Here is a 14625-nt window from a genome sequence, read left to right as displayed (position 1 = left end):
CATGCTCAACATTGCAGACAGCGCCGCGGCGGCCGTGGAGCTCATCCACGACGGTGCGTGCGTGATGATCGGCGGCTTCGGTGTGGCCGGTCAGCCCGTGGAACTCATCGACGCCCTGATCGAACACGGCGCCAAGGACCTCACGGTCGTGAACAACAACGCCGGCAACGGGGACGTGGGTCTCGCCAAGCTGATCCAGCTGGGCCGCGTGCAGAAGATCATCTGCTCGTTCCCGCGCCAGTCGGACTCGTGGCACTTCGATGAGAAGTACCGCGCCGGTGAGATCGAGCTCGAGGTCGTCCCGCAGGGCAACCTCGCCGAGCGGATCCGCGCCGCCGGTGCCGGGATCGGGGCGTTCTTCACGCCCACCGGTTACGGCACGCCCCTGGCCGAGGGCAAGGAGGTGCGCGAGCTGGACGGCAAGCACCAGGTGCTCGAGTACCCCATCCACGCGGACTTCTCCCTGACCAAGGCGTACCGGGCGGACAAGGCCGGCAACCTCGTGTACCGCAAGACGGCGCGCAACTTCGGCCCCATCATGGCTGCGGCGGCCACGCACTCCATCGTGCAGGTCAGCGACATCGTGGAGCGCGGGCAGATCGATCCCGAGGTTGTGGTGACCCCTGGGATCTACGTGGACACCGTGGTGCAGATCAACCGGCCCCAGCAGCAGGACCCGCGAGAGGAAGGTGCGGCATGAGCGTTCCGCAGAACAGTGATCACCCGTTGAGCCCGGAGGAACTCGCGGAGGTCGTGGCGCGGGACATCCCCGCCGGGGCGTACGTGAACCTGGGCATCGGCCAGCCCACCCTGGTCTCCAACTACCTCAGCGCCGAGGACGACGTCACCCTGCACACCGAGAACGGGATGCTCGGGATGGGTGCGGAGGCCCACGGGGACGAGGTGGACCCGGACCTGATCAACGCCGGCAAGATCCCCGTGGTCGAGACCGAGGGCTGCTCGTACTTCCACCACGCGGACTCGTTCGCCATGATGCGCGGCGGTCACCTGGACTGCTGCGTGCTGGGTGCGTTCCAGGTGGACCAGCAAGGCAACCTTGCCAACTGGCACACCGGTAAGCCGGACGCGATCCCCGCCGTGGGCGGTGCCATGGACCTCGCCACCGGCGCCAAGCAGACCTTCGTGATGATGACCCTGAAGACCAAGAAGGGTCAGTCGAAGCTCGTGAAGGAGTGCACCATGCCGCTCACGGGCGTGGGCTGCGTGTCCCGGATCTACACGGACCTCGGCGTGTTCCTCCTCGAGGACGGCAAGGTCACGGTGCGCGAGACATTCGGTGTCGGCTTCGACGAACTCGCCCAGCAGGTGGATGTGGAGCTGACCCCCGCCCAGTGACCCGCGCGGTAGTCTGCCGGGTAGTGTGCCGATGGTGTCGCGCGGACCGTTCGCGGTGCCATCGCCGTGTCGATCAGTGACCCACGCGGCGTCGTGGGGGAGAGAGGGTGGTCACCACGACCGGTAGCAACGACTCCGCCCCCGGGGACGGTTTCGTGCAGTCGCTCGCGCGCGGGCTCGCCGTGATCGGGGCGTTCGACGCCGAACGCCCCGCCATGAGCCTGTCCGAGGTGGCCCGGCAGACCCAGCTGACCCGCGCGACCGCCCGCCGGTTCCTGCTCACGCTCGAGTCCCTGGGTTACGTGCGCTCGGACGGGCGGCGCTTCGAACTCACGCCCAAGGTACTGAGCCTGGGCTACTCCTATCTCTCCGCGCTGTCGCTGCCGCAACTGGCCCAGCCCCACCTGCGTTCGTTGTCGGACGAGCTCGGGGAATCCACGTCCATGTCCGTGCTCGACGGCGCGGAGATCGTCTACGTCGCGCGCGTGGCCACCCAGCGGATCATGAGCGTGAGCATCTCGCTCGGCACGAGGTTCCCGGCGTACGCAACCTCCATGGGCCGGGTCCTGCTCGCGGCACTGCCCCCCGAGGAGCTCGCGGAACTGCTCGAGCGGGCGCAACCGCGCAGCTTGACCCCGCTGACACTCACGGACCACACGCAGCTGCGGGCGCAGATCGCCGCCGTGCGTCGTGCCGGCCACGCCGTGGTGGACCAGGAACTCGAACTCGGGCTGCGCTCCGTGGCCGTGCCGGTGACGGACGGCACGGGAGCGGTGGTGGCCGCGATCAACGTGTCCATGCGCGCGGGCCTCGGATCCGGGGACGTGGAACACCTGGACCGCCGCGTGGTCCCCGCCCTGCAACGGTGCGCCGCCGCCCTGTCGGCGGACGTCGTGACCTCCGGCAAAAGCGATTTCTCCTCCTGAGACGCGAGCTGCTATGCTAAGGAAGAATTGCTCGATTCCGGGCAGTCCTCAGATGGCAAATCGGACACCGTCCTGTGGTACGCACCCTGTACCTAGATGCCATCTTTCGTCATGCTCGGACACGGTTTCGTCGCAGTCACTACTGCTGATCCGTCCCGGCGGGCCCGGGATCAATATTCCGCCATCAACGGGGGCGGCCACCACCGGTCCCGTTCCAACAGGAGGCACTGTGCCAACTATCCAGCAACTGGTCCGCAAGGGCCGGCACTCCAAGGTCGTGAAGACCAAGGCTCCCGCGCTCAAGGGCAACCCCATGAAGCGCGGCGTCTGCACCCGCGTGTTCACCACGACCCCCAAGAAGCCGAATTCGGCGCTGCGCAAGGTGGCCCGTGTGAAGCTCAACGGCGGCGTGGAAGTCACCGCCTACATCCCGGGTGAGGGTCACAACCTTCAGGAACACTCCATCGTGCTCGTGCGCGGTGGTCGTGTGAAGGACCTGCCGGGTGTCCGTTACAAGATCGTGCGCGGCGCGCTCGACACCCAGGGTGTCAAGGGCCGTCAGCAGGCTCGCTCCCGCTACGGCGCGAAGAAGGAGAAGAAGTAATGCCTCGTAAAGGTCCCGCTCCCAAGCGCCCCCTCGTCGTCGATCCCGTCTACGGCTCGCCCGTGGTCACGCAGCTGATCAACAAGGTCCTGCAGGACGGCAAGAAGTCCACCGCCGAGCGCATCGTCTACGGTGCCCTCGAGGGTGTACGCAACAAGACCAACTCCGATCCCGTGGCCACCCTGAAGAAGGCCCTCGACAACGTCAAGCCCGCCCTCGAGGTCCGCTCCCGTCGTGTCGGTGGCGCCACCTACCAGGTGCCGGTCGAGGTCAAGGCAGGCCGCGCCCAGGCACTGTCCCTGCGCTGGCTCGTGGGCTACTCCAAGGCCCGTCGTGAGAACACCATGACCGAGCGTCTGCAGAACGAGATCCTCGACGCCTCCAACGGCCTCGGTGCCGCTGTGAAGCGCCGCGAGGACACCCACAAGATGGCCGAATCCAACAAGGCCTTCGCCCACTACCGCTGGTAAAATTCGGTAGTCCTGTCGGCCCCGCGCTGCGCGGGGCCGACACCAGGGCCCGGCACTACCTTTTACGAAGGGAACCATCGTGGCACTCGACGTGCTTACCGACCTCAAGAAGGTCCGCAATATCGGCATCATGGCTCACATCGATGCCGGTAAGACCACGACCACCGAACGAATCCTGTTCTACACGGGCATCAACCACAAGCTCGGCGAAACGCACGACGGTGCATCCACGATGGACTGGATGGCTCAGGAGCAGGAACGCGGCATCACCATCACGTCCGCCGCGACCTCGTGCTACTGGCACGACTACCAGATCAACATCATCGACACCCCGGGTCACGTGGACTTCACGGTCGAGGTCGAGCGCTCTCTGCGCGTGCTCGACGGCGCCGTGGCCGTCTTCGACGGCAAAGAGGGCGTGGAGCCCCAGTCCGAGACCGTGTGGCGCCAGGCCGATAAGTACGAAGTGCCCCGCATCTGCTTCGTCAACAAGATGGACAAGCTGGGCGCCGACTTCTACTTCACCGTGGACACCATCAAGTCCCGCCTGGGCGCGACCCCGCTCGTGTTGCAGCTGCCGATCGGTGCCGAGAACGACTTCGTGGGCGTCATCGACCTGGTGACCATGAAGGCTCTCGTGTGGGAGGGCGACTCCAAGGGTGACGTCTCCCTGGGCGCCAAGTACGAGACGCGCGATATCCCGGAGGATCTGAAGGACCGCGCGGATGACTACCGCAACCAGCTCGTCGAGGCCGTCGCAGAGGCGGACGACGAGCTCATGGAGAAGTACCTCGGCGGCGAGGAGCTCACCGAGGACGAGATCAAGGCTGGCATCCGCAAGCTGACGATCACTTCCCAGGCCTACCCCGTGCTGTGTGGCTCGGCGTTCAAGAACCGCGGCGTGCAGCCCATGCTCGACGCCGTGGTGGACTACCTGCCCTCCCCGCTCGACGTGGAGGACGTGCAGGGCCACGCCATCAACGACGAGGAAGAGGTCATGACCCGCGCCGCGGACGCCAACGGCCCCTTCGCGGCCCTCGCGTTCAAGGTCGCCTCGCACCCGTTCTACGGCCAGCTCACGTACATCCGCGTGTACTCCGGCAAGGCGAAGGCCGGCGAGCAGGTCATGAACTCCACCAAGGGCAAGCGCGAGCGCATCGGCAAGCTCTTCCAGATGCACTCCAACAAGGAGAACCCGGTGGACGAGATCTCCGCCGGTCACATCTACGCGGCGATCGGTCTGAAGGACACCACCACGGGCGACACCCTGTGCGATTCGAACAACCAGATCGTGCTGGAGTCCATGAGCTTCCCCCAGCCTGTGATCTTCGTGGCCATCGAGCCCAAGACCAAGGGTGACCAGGAGAAGCTGTCCACCGCCATCCAGAAGCTCTCCGCGGAGGACCCCACCTTCACGGTGTCCCTCAACGACGAGACCGGCCAGACCGAGATCGGCGGCATGGGCGAGCTGCACCTGGACATCCTGGTGGACCGCATGAAGCGCGAGTTCAAGGTCGAGGCCAACGTGGGCAAGCCGCAGGTGGCCTACCGCGAGACCATCAAGAAGGCCGTGGACAAGGTCGACTACACCCACAAGAAGCAGACCGGTGGTTCCGGCCAGTTCGCCAAGGTGCAGGTTTCCTTCGAGCCGCTGCCGCTGGACGCGGAGGAGCTGTACGAGTTCGACAATGCCGTGACCGGTGGTCGCGTGCCGCGTGAGTACATCCCCTCGGTGGACCACGGTATCCAGGACGCCATGCAGTTGGGCATCCTCGCGGGCTACCCGGTGGTGGGCGTCAAGGCCACCCTGATCGACGGTGCCTACCACGACGTGGACTCCTCGGAAATGGCGTTCAAGATCGCCGGCTCGATGGTGTTCAAGGAAGGTGCCCGGCGTGCCAACCCGGTCCTGCTCGAGCCGCTCATGGCCGTGGAGGTGCGTACCCCGGAAGAGTACATGGGTGACGTCATCGGTGACCTGAACTCCCGCCGCGGCCAGATCCAGTCCATGGAGGACGTCGCGGGTGTCAAGCTCGTGAAGGCCCTGGTGCCCTTGTCGGAGATGTTCGGCTACATCGGTGACCTGCGGTCCAAGACCCAGGGTCGCGCGGTGTACTCGATGGAGTTCGACAGCTACTCGGAGGTCCCCAAGGCCGTGGCCGAGGAGATCATCCAGAAGAACCGCGGCGAGTGAGCCGGCGGGGCCCACGCCCCGTGATTTCAGTAAATTCGTAATCCAGAAGTAGACTTGCACAGGTTTCGACACGCGCAGCGTCTGAAGCGCTGTGGTCCCACGCTCCGTGGTCCGGAGCAGTCGAGCAAGTCTCACCTCAATGTTCTAGGAGGAACACATCATGGCGAAGGCCAAGTTCGAGCGCACCAAGCCGCACCTCAACATTGGCACCATCGGCCACGTTGACCACGGCAAGACCACGCTCACCGCTGCGATCTCCAAGGTTCTGGCCGACAAGTACCCGGACGTCAACGAGCAGCGTGACTTCGGTGCGATCGACTCCGCCCCGGAGGAGAAGCAGCGCGGCATCACGATCAACATCTCTCACATCGAGTACCAGACCGACAAGCGTCACTACGCCCACGTGGACGCCCCCGGTCACGCCGACTACGTGAAGAACATGATCACCGGTGCCGCTCAGATGGACGGCGCGATCCTCGTGGTCGCCGCGACCGACGGCCCCATGGCCCAGACCCGCGAGCACGTCCTGCTCGCCCGCCAGGTGGGCGTGCCCTACCTGCTGGTGGCGCTGAACAAGTCCGACATGGTCGACGACGAAGAGCTGCTCGACCTCGTCGAGATGGAGGTCCGCGAGCTGCTGTCCGACCAGGGCTTCGACGGCGACAACGCCCCCGTGGTGCGCGTCTCCGCTCTGAAGGCCCTCGAGGGCGACGCCGAGTGGGTCAAGTCCGTCGAGGACCTCATGGAGGCCGTGGACGAGAACGTCCCGGACCCCGTGCGTGACACCGACAAGCCCTTCCTGATGCCCATCGAGGACGTCTTCACGATCACCGGTCGCGGCACCGTGGTGACCGGCCGCGCCGAGCGCGGTACCCTGCCGATCAACTCCGAGGTTGAGATCGTGGGCATCCGCCCCGTGCAGAAGACCACGGTGACCGGTATCGAGATGTTCCACAAGCAGATGGACGAGGCCATGGCCGGCGAGAACTGCGGTCTGCTGCTGCGCGGTCTCAAGCGCGACGACGTTGAGCGTGGCCAGGTCGTGTGCAAGCCGGGTTCCATCACCCCGCACACCGACTTCGAGGCCAACGTCTACATCCTGTCCAAGGAAGAGGGCGGGCGTCACAACCCGTTCTACTCGAACTACCGCCCGCAGTTCTACTTCCGCACCACGGACGTCACCGGCGTCATCACCCTGCCCGAGGGCACCGAGATGGTCATGCCCGGTGACAACACCGAGATGACGGTCGAGCTGATCCAACCGATCGCCATGGAGGAAGGCCTCGGCTTCGCCATCCGCGAGGGTGGCCGCACCGTGGGCTCCGGTCGTGTGACCAAGATCAACAAGTAAGACCCGTTGATCCGGTGAGGCGCTGAGTCGAACCTTCGAGAACCCCGTGGTCCGTTCAGGACCGCGGGGTTCTCGCATGTCCGGGCCGGCGGCGTGCCCGCCGGCCCGGGGGAGTAGGGGCGTGGCCGGTTTGCGCGCCCCCCCGGATCTCTGGCAGAATGGTCGCTGTTGTTCGCTCAGCGACGCGGGATTCCCGTGCGCCGTTCGAGCGCGTGGAGTCCATTGCGAGAACCGGGTGCGGAGCAGTCGCGCAACCGAAGCAAACGCAATGCAGCGAACTTCCACGCGGGTATCACCGCGGACAACCATTTTTCAACCGGCACCGCATCATTGTGTGGACCGGGCGGCGCGCTCCTCGCGCGACACGCCCGAGTTCGGGTGCCGGGGCCCCGACAGGGTGAGGAACCCGGAAGTTTCCGGATTCAGTCTGTGCGGGGTGGCGAGCACGATCGCCGAGCACAAGGAGTCCGCGAACTCCATACAGGGAAGTACTTGAAGAAAGAGAGTCACGACGCCATGGCGGGACAAAAAATCCGCATCCGGCTGAAGTCCTATGACCACGAGGTCATCGACGTCTCGGCCCGGAAGATCGTTGAGACGGTGACGCGCGCAGGCGCCACGGTGGTGGGACCCGTCCCGCTGCCCACCGAGAAGAATGTGTACTGCGTGATCCGCTCGCCGCACAAGTACAAGGACAGCCGTGAGCATTTCGAGATGCGCACCCACAAGCGGCTGATCGACATCATCGACCCCACGCCCAAGGCCGTCGACTCGCTCATGCGTCTCGACCTGCCCGCTGACGTGAACATCGAAATCAAGCTGTAAAAAGGATCGCACCCCAATGACTACCACTTTCGAACGCCAGGTGAAGGGCCTGCTGGGCACGAAGCTCGGCATGACCCAGGTCTGGGACGAGAACGGGAAGTTCGTGCCGGTGACCGTGGTCAAGGCCGACTCCAACGTCGTGACGCAGCTGCGCAACGAGGACAAGGACGGCTACAACGCCGTGCAGATCGGCTTCGGTGCGATCGATCCCCGCAAGGTGACCAAGCCACTGGCCGGTCACTTCGCCGCTGCAGGCGTGACGCCCCGTCGTCATGTCGTCGAACTTCGTACTTCCGACGCCGCTGAGTACGAGCTGGGACAGGAACTGTCCGTCGAGCTCTTCGAGGCCGGTGCCAAGGTCGACGTCGTCGGCACCACCAAGGGTAAGGGCACCGCGGGTGTCATGAAGCGCCACGGCTTCGCCGGTGTGGGCGCCTCCCACGGTGCACACAAGAACCACCGCAAGCCGGGTTCCATCGGCGGCGCATCGTACCCCGCTCGCGTGTTCAAGGGCATGCGCATGGCCGGCCGGATGGGCAACACCCGTCACACGACCATGAACCTGACCGTGCACGCTGTCGACGCCGACAACTCCCTGCTGCTCATCAAGGGCGCCCTGCCGGGCCCCAAGGGATCGGTCGTCCTCGTCCGTTCCACCGTGAAGGGAGCCTGATACTCATGGCAACTGAAACCGTCAACGTCGAGCTGCCCGCTGAGATCTTCGACGCCCAGACCAACGTGGCGCTGCTGCACCAGGTCGTCGTCGCCCAGCTGGCCGCCGCCCGTCAGGGCACGCACAAGACCAAGACCCGCGCGGAGGTCTCCGGCGCCGGTCGCAAGCCGTTCAAGCAGAAGGGCACCGGCCGGGCTCGTCAGGGCTCCATCCGCGCCCCGCACATGACCGGCGGTGGCGTGGTGCACGGCCCCACGCCGCGTGACTACTCCCAGCGCACGCCCAAGAAGATGAAGGCTGCCGCCCTGCGCGGTGCCCTCTCGGACCGGGCCCGTAACGGCCGCATCCACGTGGTCGCGGACCTGGTGAGCGGCGAGCAGCCGTCCACGAAGGCCGCCAAGGAGGCGCTGCGTTCGCTCACCGAGCGCAAGAACCTGCTCGTGGTGCTGAACCGTGGCGAGGACAACGCCGCGCTGTCCGTGCGCAACCTGGTCAACGTGCACGCCGTGTACGCCGATCAGCTCAACACGTACGACGTGCTCGTCTCGGACGACGTGGTCTTCACCAAGGCCGCTTACGACTCGTTCGTCGCAGCCGCGTCCGGTAGCAAGCAGGAGGACGCCAAGTGAGCGTTATCTACAACAAGGACCCGCGCGACGTCATCATCCGTCCCGTGGTCTCCGAGAAGTCCTACGGTCTGATCGACGAGGGCAAGTACACCTTCCAGGTGGCCCCCTCCGCCAACAAGACCGAGATCAAGTACGCGATCGAGCACATCTTCGGTGTCAAGGTCGCGTCCGTGAACACCCTCAACCGTCCCGGTAAGCGTAAGCGCACGCGCTTCGGCTGGGGACAGCGTAAGGCCACCAAGCGTGCCATCGTGTCCCTCCGGGAAGGCTCCATCGACATCTTCGGCGGTCCGCTCTCTTGAGCGGAGACCACTTTAACGAGGAACTCAAAACATGGCTATCCGTAAGCACAAGCCGACAACCCCGGGCCGTCGTGGCTCGTCGGTTGCGGACTTCGTAGAAATCACGCGCACCACGCCCGAGAAGTCCCTGGTGCGTCCGCTGCCCAAGAAGGGCGGTCGTAACAACACCGGCCGCATCACCACCCGTCACAAGGGTGGCGGGCACAAGCGCCAGTACCGCGTGATTGACTTCCGTCGTCACGACAAGGACGGCGTGGACGCGAAGGTCGCCCACATCGAGTACGACCCGAACCGTACGGCTCGGATCGCGCTGCTGCACTACGTGGACGGCACCAAGCGCTACATCATCGCGCCGAACCGCCTGCGTCAGGGCGACGTCGTGGAGTCTGGCCCCAATGCCGACATCAAGCCGGGCAACAACCTGCCGCTGCGCAACATCCCCGTGGGTACCGTGCTGCACGCGGTGGAGCTGCGTCCGGGTGGGGGAGCCAAGCTCGCCCGTTCCGCCGGCGCATCCGTGCAGTTGGTCGCCCGTGAGGGCAAGTACGGTCAGCTGCGCCTGCCCTCCGGTGAAATCCGCAACGTGGACGTGCGCTGCCGCGCGACCGTGGGCGAGGTCGGTAACGCCGAGCAGTCCAACATCAACTGGGGCAAGGCCGGACGTAACCGCTGGAAGGGCATCCGCCCGACCGTCCGCGGTGTGGTCATGAACCCCGTGGACCACCCGCACGGTGGTGGCGAGGGCAAGACCTCCGGTGGTCGTCACCCGGTCAACCCCAACGGTAAGCCCGAGGGACGCACCCGTCGCCCCAACAAGGAAAGCGACAAGCTCATTGTGCGTCGTCGTCGTACCGGCAAGAACAAGCGCTAAGGAGCCTGACTAATGCCACGCAGCCTCAAGAAGGGCCCTTTCGTTGATCAGCACCTCTTCGTGAAGGTCGCCAAGGAGAACGAGAAGGGCACCAAGAACGTCATCAAGACGTGGTCCCGCCGCTCGATGATCGTGCCCGACATGCTCGGACACACGATTGCCGTGCACGACGGACGCAAGCATGTCCCGGTGTTCATCACTGAGTCGATGGTCGGGCACAAGCTCGGCGAATTCGCCCCCACCCGCACGTTCCGCGGCCATGTGAAGGACGACAAGAAGGGCAAGCGTCGCTGACCCCTCGGGGTGAGCACGTTGCACTTCTTCGACAAGACGAGAGAAGGAAAGCAATGGAAGCCAAGGCATCTGCGCGCTACATCCGCGTGACGCCTATGAAGGCCCGGCGCGTCGTCAACCTGATTCGTGGCCAGCAGGCGAATGAGGCGTTGGCGATTCTGAAGTTTGCCCCGCAGGCAGCTTCAGAGCCGGTGTTCAAGGTTCTCGAATCCGCCGTGGCCAACGCCCGGCAGAAGGCCGACCGCGAGGGTCTCGCGTTCAAGCCGGAAGACCTCGTGGTCTCCGCGGCCTTCGTGGACGAGGGACCCACCATGAAGCGGTTCCAGCCGCGTGCCCAGGGCCGTGCGTTCCGCATCAACAAGCGCACGAGCCACGTGACCGTGGTCGTGGCGACCCCGGAGAAGGAGGAGGTCCGCTAAGTGGGACAGAAAATCAACCCCAACGGATTCCGTCTGGGTATCACCACCGACCACGTCTCGCACTGGTACGCGGACTCGAACCAGCCGGGTCAGCGCTACAAGGACTACATCCGCGAGGACGTGAAGATCCGCGAGCTCATGTCCACGGGCATGGAGCGCGCCGGCATCGCCAAGGTCGAGATCGAGCGCACCCGTGACCGCGTCCGCGTGGACATCCACACGGCGCGCCCGGGCATCGTGATCGGCCGCCGCGGCGCCGAGGCGGACCGGATCCGCGGTGAGCTCGAGAAGCTCACCGGCAAGCAGATCCAGCTCAACATCCTCGAGGTCAAGAACCCCGAGACCGATGCCCAGCTCGTCGCTCAGGGTGTCGCCGAGCAGCTGGCCTCCCGTGTCGCGTTCCGTCGCGCCATGAAGAAGGCCATCCAGTCCGCGCAGCGCGCCGGTGCCAAGGGCATCCGGATCCAGTGCGCCGGCCGCCTCGGCGGCGCGGAGATGTCCCGTTCGGAGTTCTACCGCGAAGGCCGTGTGCCCCTGCACACCCTGCGCGCGAACATCGACTACGGCTTCTTCGAGGCCAAGACCACCTTCGGCCGCATCGGCGTGAAGGTCTGGATCTACAAGGGCGACCTCACCGATAAGGAACTCGCCGCCCAGCAGGCCGCTGCTCCGTCCTCGCGCGGACGCAACGACCGTCGCGGCGGTGGCGAGCGGCGTCGTCGCAATGACCGTAACGACCGTGGTGGACGCCGTGAGCGCGACTCCGCCGCAGCCCCGCAGCAGAACACCGCTGCGGAGGCGACCAACGCAGAGGGTGGTAAGTAATGCTCATCCCACGTCGTGTGAAGTTCCGTAAGCAGCACCACCCGCGTCGTCGGGGTCAGGCGAAGGGCGGAACCCAGGTCACGTTCGGCGAGTGGGGCATCCAGGCGCTGAGCCCGGCGTACGTCACGAACCGTCAGATCGAGGCCGCGCGTATCGCCATGACCCGTCACATCAAGCGTGGCGGCAAGGTCTGGATCAACATCTACCCGGATCGTCCCCTGACCAAGAAGCCCGCCGAGACCCGCATGGGTTCCGGTAAGGGTTCCCCCGAGTGGTGGATCGCTAACGTCAAGCCCGGACGCGTGTTGTTCGAGATCTCCGGCGTGAGCGAGGACGTGGCGCGTGAGGCGCTGCGCCTGGCCATCCACAAGCTCCCGATGAAGGCACGCATCGTGCGTCGCGAAGGCGGTGAATGATCAATGGCTATTGGATCCAAGGATCTGAACATGGAGAACCTCGCGGCTCTCGACACCGGTGCCCTCACCGACCAGCTGCGCAAGTCCAAGGAAGAGCTGTTCAACCTGCGCTTCCAGGCCGCGACCGGTCAGCTCGAGAGCAACGGGCGTCTCAAGTCCGTCAAACGCGACATTGCCCGGATCTACACCGTGCTGCGTGAGCGCGAGCTCGGGATCCGCGAGGACGTGGCGCCGGCTGCTGAGAAGACCGAGAAGAAGGCCTCGAAGAAGGCTGCCAAGTCTGAGGATGATGCCAAGTGAGCGAGCAGGTTAACAACGAATCGGCCGCGGCCGAGCGCGGTGACCGCAAGACCCGCCAGGGCTACGTGGTCTCCGACAAGATGGACAAGACCGTGGTCGTCCAGGTCGAGGACCGCGTCAAGCACGCCCTGTACGGCAAGGTGCTGCGCAAGTCCAAGCGTGTGAAGGCCCACGACGAGCAGAACACCTGCGGCGTCGGGGACCTCGTGCGCATCGCCGAGACCCGTCCGCTGTCCGCCACCAAGAACTGGCGGATCGTGGAGATCATCGAGAAGGCCAAGTAAGTCCTCCTCGACAGCGTCAAGGGCCCCCGACCGGTTGCGGTCGGGGGCCCTTGCGCGTGCACGACGGCGCTGCCCGGCGCCGTTCCCGCGTCCACCCGCGCCCCGGCCGCCGGCCTGTACATCGATTGGCGTTACCCGCCGGGGCGCGGTAGAGTAGATCAGTACGCGTGTCGACACACGTGTGCCCACTCTGACTTCGACCCTGCTGAGTCAGAATCCACGTCCGCCCCACGTGCGCTGTGCGCACCGTACCGGGACGGCGGCAAGCCCCACGGTGCGTCCGTGGGCGGCTCCGCGCGTTGCACGCCGCGGTTGCTGCCACAACTTGCTCGTTGATTCTGCATTCAGCCACGAATCCGAGCAGGGCAGCACGGCGAACCCGTTCGCCATCCATGTGTGAGCGATCATCGCGTACGAACTCCGCGCACGCCCCGGACCCCTCCTACGGTCACGGGGAACACCGTGGCGTGGAGCGTTCACACGACCACCGTTCCGCAAGGCTCGGCATTCAGCACCATCGGATGAGAACCAGCGCGACGACAGGAGTAAATCAGTGATTCAGCAGGAATCGCGGCTGAGGGTCGCCGACAACACGGGTGCGAAGGAAATTCTCACCATCCGTGTGCTCGGTGGATCCGGACGCCGTTACGCAGGCATTGGCGACATCATCGTCGCCACCGTCAAGGACGCCATCCCCGGCGGCAACGTCAAGAAGGGTGACGTCGTCAAGGCGGTTGTGGTCCGTACCAAGAAGCAGAGGCGCCGTCCCGACGGTTCCTACATCCGTTTCGACGAGAACGCCGCAGTGATCTTGAAGAACGACGGGGACCCCCGCGGCACGCGCATCTTCGGCCCCGTGGGCCGCGAGCTGCGCGACAAGAAGTTCATGAAGATCGTCTCGCTGGCCCCGGAGGTGCTCTGACATGGCGAAATTCAAGATCAAGACCGGCGACCTGGTTCAGGTCATCACCGGTAAGAACAAGGGCGAGCAGGGCAAGGTCCTGCGCGTGATCACCGAGACCTCCCGCGTGGTGGTCGAGGGCGTCAACGTCGTGACCAAGCACAAGCGCGCCAACGCCCAGGGCGAAGCCGGCGGCCTCGTCAAGTCCGAGGCTCCGATCCACATCTCCAACGTGATGCTCGTGGACCCGGAGACCGGCAAGCCGACCCGTGTGGGCTACCGCACCGAGACCGTGGAGCGCAACGGCAAGCAGAAGACCGTCCGCGTTCGCGTGTCCAAGAGCACCGGCAAGGATCTGTGATGAGCGAAACCACCGAAACCAAGTTCACCCCCCGGTTCAAGACCAAGTACCAGGAGACCGTCGTCCCGGCCCTGCAGGAGCAGTTCGGCTACGCGAACGTCATGCAGATGCCGCGCGTGGTCAAGGTCGTGGTCAACATGGGTCTGGGCGAGGCGGCCAAGGACTCCAAGCTGGTGGACAACGCCATCAAGGACCTCACCGCCATCACCGGTCAGAAGCCCGTGGTCAACCGGGCCAAGAAGTCCATTGCGCAGTTCAAGCTGCGTGAGGGAATGCCCATCGGCGCGCACGTCACCATGCGTGGCGAGCGGATGTGGGAATTCCTGGACCGTCTCGTCACGCTCGCGCTGCCGCGTATCCGTGACTTCCGTGGTCTGTCCGACCGTCACTTCGACGGCAACGGCAACTACACCTTCGGTCTGACGGAACAGTCCATGTTCCACGAGATCGATCAGGACAAGATCGATCGCGTGCGCGGTATGGACATCACCGTGGTCACCTCCGCCAAGACCGACGACGAGGGTCGCGCGCTGCTCAAGGCGCTCGGTTTCCCGTTCAAGACCAACTGATTCCATCGACGTCAGAAGGTCCCTGCGGGCTGCAACCGGCAGGGAAACCCTGACG

21 protein-coding genes are annotated in these 14625 nt (G+C 65.2%); all 21 read left to right on the top strand.

What is annotated here, in order from left to right; genetic code table 11:
• The first annotated feature begins 1 nt into the window (after position 1).
• On the top strand, positions 2 to 700 hold the full coding sequence (locus IE157_RS01230; protein ID WP_064845216.1) for a 3-oxoacid CoA-transferase subunit A: 699 nt from the start codon (positions 2 to 4) through the stop codon (positions 698 to 700).
• On the top strand, positions 697 to 1356 hold the full coding sequence (locus IE157_RS01225) for a 3-oxoacid CoA-transferase subunit B (RefSeq protein WP_064845215.1): 660 nt from the start codon (positions 697 to 699) through the stop codon (positions 1354 to 1356). Before IE157_RS01230 ends, IE157_RS01225 begins: the two co-directional genes overlap by 4 nt.
• A 107-nt stretch (positions 1357 to 1463) precedes the next feature.
• Complete coding sequence (locus IE157_RS01220; RefSeq protein ID WP_098054391.1) at positions 1464 to 2282, top strand: IclR family transcriptional regulator domain-containing protein; 819 nt, start codon at positions 1464 to 1466, stop codon at positions 2280 to 2282.
• 229 nt (positions 2283 to 2511) lie between these two features.
• Positions 2512 to 2886 carry a 30S ribosomal protein S12 gene (gene rpsL, locus IE157_RS01215; protein WP_012397684.1) on the top strand — a complete coding sequence of 125 codons (375 nt, stop codon included), beginning with the start codon at positions 2512 to 2514 and terminating at the stop codon, positions 2884 to 2886.
• Positions 2886 to 3356 (top strand): 30S ribosomal protein S7, encoded by a 471-nt coding sequence (gene rpsG, locus IE157_RS01210; RefSeq protein ID WP_064845213.1) that lies wholly within the window; start codon positions 2886 to 2888, stop codon positions 3354 to 3356. Before rpsL ends, rpsG begins: the two co-directional genes overlap by 1 nt.
• A gap of 79 nt (positions 3357 to 3435) precedes the next feature.
• Entirely contained in the window at positions 3436 to 5550 is a 2115-nt protein-coding gene (gene fusA, locus IE157_RS01205) for an elongation factor G (protein ID WP_098054389.1), read from the top strand.
• Positions 5551 to 5710: 160 nt separating this feature from the next.
• Positions 5711 to 6901, top strand: a complete 1191-nt coding sequence (tuf, locus tag IE157_RS01200) for an elongation factor Tu (RefSeq protein ID WP_064845211.1) — start codon at positions 5711 to 5713, stop codon at positions 6899 to 6901.
• Positions 6902 to 7417: 516 nt separating this feature from the next.
• On the top strand, positions 7418 to 7726 hold the full coding sequence (gene rpsJ / locus IE157_RS01195; RefSeq protein ID WP_003803825.1) for a 30S ribosomal protein S10: 309 nt from the start codon (positions 7418 to 7420) through the stop codon (positions 7724 to 7726).
• Positions 7727 to 7742: 16 nt separating this feature from the next.
• Positions 7743 to 8399 (top strand): 50S ribosomal protein L3, encoded by a 657-nt coding sequence (gene rplC / locus IE157_RS01190; protein ID WP_193518893.1) that lies wholly within the window; start codon positions 7743 to 7745, stop codon positions 8397 to 8399.
• 5 nt (positions 8400 to 8404) lie between these two features.
• Positions 8405 to 9028, top strand: coding sequence for a 50S ribosomal protein L4 (gene rplD, locus IE157_RS01185; protein ID WP_035959733.1), 624 nt, complete (start codon positions 8405 to 8407; stop codon positions 9026 to 9028).
• The gene (gene rplW / locus IE157_RS01180; RefSeq protein WP_035959727.1) at positions 9025 to 9330 is read left to right on the top strand and encodes a 50S ribosomal protein L23; all 306 of its coding nucleotides are present in this window, start codon (positions 9025 to 9027) and stop codon (positions 9328 to 9330) included. The genes rplD and rplW overlap by 4 nt, the downstream gene beginning before the upstream one ends.
• A 31-nt stretch (positions 9331 to 9361) precedes the next feature.
• Positions 9362 to 10201: a 50S ribosomal protein L2 gene (rplB, locus tag IE157_RS01175; RefSeq protein ID WP_035959718.1), complete on the top strand. Its 840-nt coding sequence runs from the start codon at positions 9362 to 9364 to the stop codon at positions 10199 to 10201.
• Between the two features lie 12 nt (positions 10202 to 10213).
• Positions 10214 to 10495, top strand: a complete 282-nt coding sequence (gene rpsS / locus IE157_RS01170) for a 30S ribosomal protein S19 (protein ID WP_035959716.1) — start codon at positions 10214 to 10216, stop codon at positions 10493 to 10495.
• A 53-nt stretch (positions 10496 to 10548) separates the two neighbouring features.
• Positions 10549 to 10914, top strand: a complete 366-nt coding sequence (gene rplV, locus IE157_RS01165) for a 50S ribosomal protein L22 (RefSeq protein WP_012397693.1) — start codon at positions 10549 to 10551, stop codon at positions 10912 to 10914.
• Positions 10915 to 11739, top strand: coding sequence for a 30S ribosomal protein S3 (rpsC, locus tag IE157_RS01160; RefSeq protein WP_035959714.1), 825 nt, complete (start codon positions 10915 to 10917; stop codon positions 11737 to 11739).
• On the top strand, positions 11739 to 12155 hold the full coding sequence (gene rplP, locus IE157_RS01155) for a 50S ribosomal protein L16 (RefSeq protein ID WP_064845210.1): 417 nt from the start codon (positions 11739 to 11741) through the stop codon (positions 12153 to 12155). Before rpsC ends, rplP begins: the two co-directional genes overlap by 1 nt.
• A gap of 3 nt (positions 12156 to 12158) precedes the next feature.
• Positions 12159 to 12455, top strand: coding sequence for a 50S ribosomal protein L29 (rpmC, locus tag IE157_RS01150; RefSeq protein WP_035959707.1), 297 nt, complete (start codon positions 12159 to 12161; stop codon positions 12453 to 12455).
• Positions 12452 to 12739: a 30S ribosomal protein S17 gene (rpsQ, locus tag IE157_RS01145; RefSeq protein ID WP_035959699.1), complete on the top strand. Its 288-nt coding sequence runs from the start codon at positions 12452 to 12454 to the stop codon at positions 12737 to 12739. Before rpmC ends, rpsQ begins: the two co-directional genes overlap by 4 nt.
• A 553-nt stretch (positions 12740 to 13292) precedes the next feature.
• A complete protein-coding gene (gene rplN / locus IE157_RS01140; protein ID WP_035959693.1) occupies positions 13293 to 13661 on the top strand; it encodes a 50S ribosomal protein L14 in 369 nt (122 codons plus the stop codon).
• 1 nt (position 13662) lies between these two features.
• Positions 13663 to 14001, top strand: a complete 339-nt coding sequence (gene rplX / locus IE157_RS01135; protein WP_035959685.1) for a 50S ribosomal protein L24 — start codon at positions 13663 to 13665, stop codon at positions 13999 to 14001.
• On the top strand, positions 14001 to 14570 hold the full coding sequence (gene rplE / locus IE157_RS01130) for a 50S ribosomal protein L5 (RefSeq protein ID WP_035959679.1): 570 nt from the start codon (positions 14001 to 14003) through the stop codon (positions 14568 to 14570). Before rplX ends, rplE begins: the two co-directional genes overlap by 1 nt.
• Positions 14571 to 14625: the final 55 nt, after the last annotated feature.

It is taken from the genome of Kocuria marina, assembly GCA_014652975.1.
GTDB classification, from domain to species: Bacteria; Actinomycetota; Actinomycetes; order Actinomycetales; family Micrococcaceae; genus Kocuria; species Kocuria marina.
The sequence above is the reverse complement of the archived record's forward strand: the minus strand, read 5'-3'. Positions and strand labels throughout refer to the sequence as shown.